The organism is Paenibacillus sp. AR247 (assembly GCF_002968895.1).
In the GTDB taxonomy this organism is placed as follows: domain Bacteria; phylum Bacillota; class Bacilli; order Paenibacillales; family Paenibacillaceae; genus Paenibacillus_AQ; species Paenibacillus_AQ favisporus.
The window spans coordinates 357,411-359,755 of the sequence record NZ_PCZT01000006.1 but is presented as its reverse complement, the minus strand read 5'-3'; the positions used below and the strand labels follow the sequence as shown (position 1 = coordinate 359,755).

General features: G+C 50.7%; 4 protein-coding genes. 3 read left to right on the top strand and 1 reads right to left on the bottom strand.

What is annotated here, in order from left to right:
* From CPT76_RS06670 to CPT76_RS06660, 3 genes are all read left to right on the top strand, one after another.
* The coding region (locus CPT76_RS06670) for a hypothetical protein (RefSeq protein ID WP_181152711.1) at positions 1-635 on the top strand (635 nt) is incomplete at its 5' end.
* Between the two features lie 315 nt (positions 636-950).
* A complete protein-coding gene (locus CPT76_RS06665; protein ID WP_105442324.1) occupies positions 951-1,190 on the top strand; it encodes a hypothetical protein in 240 nt (79 codons plus the stop codon).
* On the top strand, positions 1,153-1,518 hold the full coding sequence (locus tag CPT76_RS06660) for a RodZ family helix-turn-helix domain-containing protein (protein ID WP_146116159.1): 366 nt from the start codon (positions 1,153-1,155) through the stop codon (positions 1,516-1,518). Before CPT76_RS06665 ends, CPT76_RS06660 begins: the two co-directional genes overlap by 38 nt.
* Positions 1,519-1,616: 98 nt before the next feature.
* Here the strand turns inward: CPT76_RS06660 and CPT76_RS06655 are convergent.
* Positions 1,617-2,345 (bottom strand): phosphotransferase family protein (locus CPT76_RS06655; RefSeq protein WP_105442322.1); only part of this gene is annotated, 729 nt, incomplete at its 5' end.

Here is a 2,345-nt window from a genome sequence, read left to right as displayed (position 1 = left end):
ACGGTCAGCTGATCTTTACACAAGCCGGAAACGGGCATGTCCTTCATGTGCCGTTCAGCGTGTATGTCGGCGAAACTTATAACCTGGCCGATATTTCGAACGTAGAACTCGATCCGATTTACCTGTCCAGCACCAACGAAAGCAAAGGCTCAACCCTTTATTATGCACTCAATAAAAAATTGGTGGATTACGAATTCGACGTCTACCGTTTTGATGACGAAGGAAATGGTGAGTATGTAGGTTATATCTACGACCGCGACTTCCAGAACAAGCTGGATCCGTTCTACTATTCCTATGAATGGGATGGCAAAGTAGATATCGCCACCACACCAGGAAAGAAACGCGTGTACCTGGATCCGGAAGGCGTCTACGGCATTGTTCCGGTAACGGTCGAGGAAGGCGACAAAACCGCCGAAGTAGTGACCGACTCGCTGTCGCAGTTCCTGGTCGACAACACTGCACCGGATGCGTCGGTGCCGGATGAACTGGTCGTCAATCCGGATAAGCCGAACGTTGGCTTGCTTCAAGGAACGATCAACGGAGATTTGCTGCTGGATTACTTCTATGACGGCACGAATCTGCAGGATCTGATCCATGTGAAGGCGGTCAATTCCGACCGTAGAAGTTCCGCTTGAGAACGGAACGAACAACATCGACCTGTATATTTCTGACGATGCCGGCAACGGAACAGCTAAAGCGGCCAAATCCTATAAGTATAAATACAAGCCGGAGGAGACCCCAAGCACAGACGTAGAATTGTCAGCCAAGCAAAGCAAGATCAAAACAGGTAAACCCTTTAACGTTTCCGTTGAATTCAAAGGTAAACAAGCCGTGCAATTTATGACGGTTGAGGTAACTTACGATGCTAAATTAAACTAAACAAGATTACACCTTCTTCCAAGCAGGTTAAAATCCAAAATGATGTCACGGCAACCGATGCGGAAGCATCCTTGGCAAAGACAGGCAAAAAACGGGCCGTGTTCGGCATTGAATTCAACAAACCAGTCAAGAGTGGTACCCTGGTGGATTTCTCCTTCACCGCTTCGGATGCAGGCACCTACGATTTTGAGATCAGCAGCGTCACGATGCTCGATTCAAATCAGCAGCCCGTTCTATCCGGAAAATTGACCGGTACCAGCGTAGAAGTCACCGGTGGCAAAAAACCTAGGCAAAGACTCCAATTCGGATAATCCACAAAATCTTGATGACAACTTAACAACGGATGAGGATCAAAGCCCCGACCAGGCACAAAGCCCGGACGGTTCTCACAGCACGGATGGAACCCAGAGCCCTGATCAAAGTCCAGTTACGGATGATAACCAGCCAGCTTCACCAGAAACCGCTCCTTCCCAGCAGCCGGATAACAGCCAGCAGCCGGCTCAGTCGGGTAATGACGCACAACAGGGTTCAAGTCCTGTCGGTGAGGGCGCAAACACAGAAGCAACAAACCAAACGCCAGCTGCAGACAGCAATACAGCAGCCGGTGCAGATACCAATACTGAAAGCCAAGGAAAGTAAAAATTCGAATAAGACTTGATTCGCTTTTGAAAAAGACACAGGCAGTCCTGGAGTAAATCTCCAAAACGCCTGTGTCTTTTTTTGTAAAGGTTGATATTTTATTCTCCCCCGCCCCGTACCGTTCCCGCGATCAATCGGCACAAATCTTGTACCCGGTTCGGCGTCTCCGCCGTCGAGTGGCTCAGCATGTCGCATAAGGCGACTAGGTCCTCCAGACGGGACTGAAGCCTCCAATTGTTTTCCAGCACGATCCCCTCCGCCTCGTAAGCCTTTATGAAGTGCTGTTCGATCCACGAACCGTTCGCCTCATAACGCAGCATATTGCCCAGGTCCGCATGCCGGTTCCAGGCAAAAGCTTCCTCCCAGTCGAGCACGGCTGAAACGAAGTACCCCTCGGAACCTTTCTCCATCAGAATATTTAAGCCGTTATAATCGGAGTGGGCCAGCACGGGTTTTTCCTGACTAGCCGATAACATGGGCCCATATCGTTTGCAAAATGCCCACAGCTCCCGGCTAAGCTCTTCTCCCAGCCAAGCTTCGCATGGACTATGGAAGATCACGTCATCCATAAATGCAAGAAACCCCTCACCGCTCATGCTGATAGGCTGTGTGACCTCCAAATCGCTGCCGAAAAAACCGGAAGCTTCAAACGGAAATCCATGAATATGGGCGAGCGTTCTGCCGGCTGCGGCCGCTGCCGATGCTTTCTCCTCGGACGTTCCGTTGCGGAAAATATCGCTCAGCAGGACCCCCGGCTTCCATTCCAGCACCGCCCAGGGTTTCGGATACCTGCTGCAGCTCGTATCGGCATACACAAATTCGGCGAC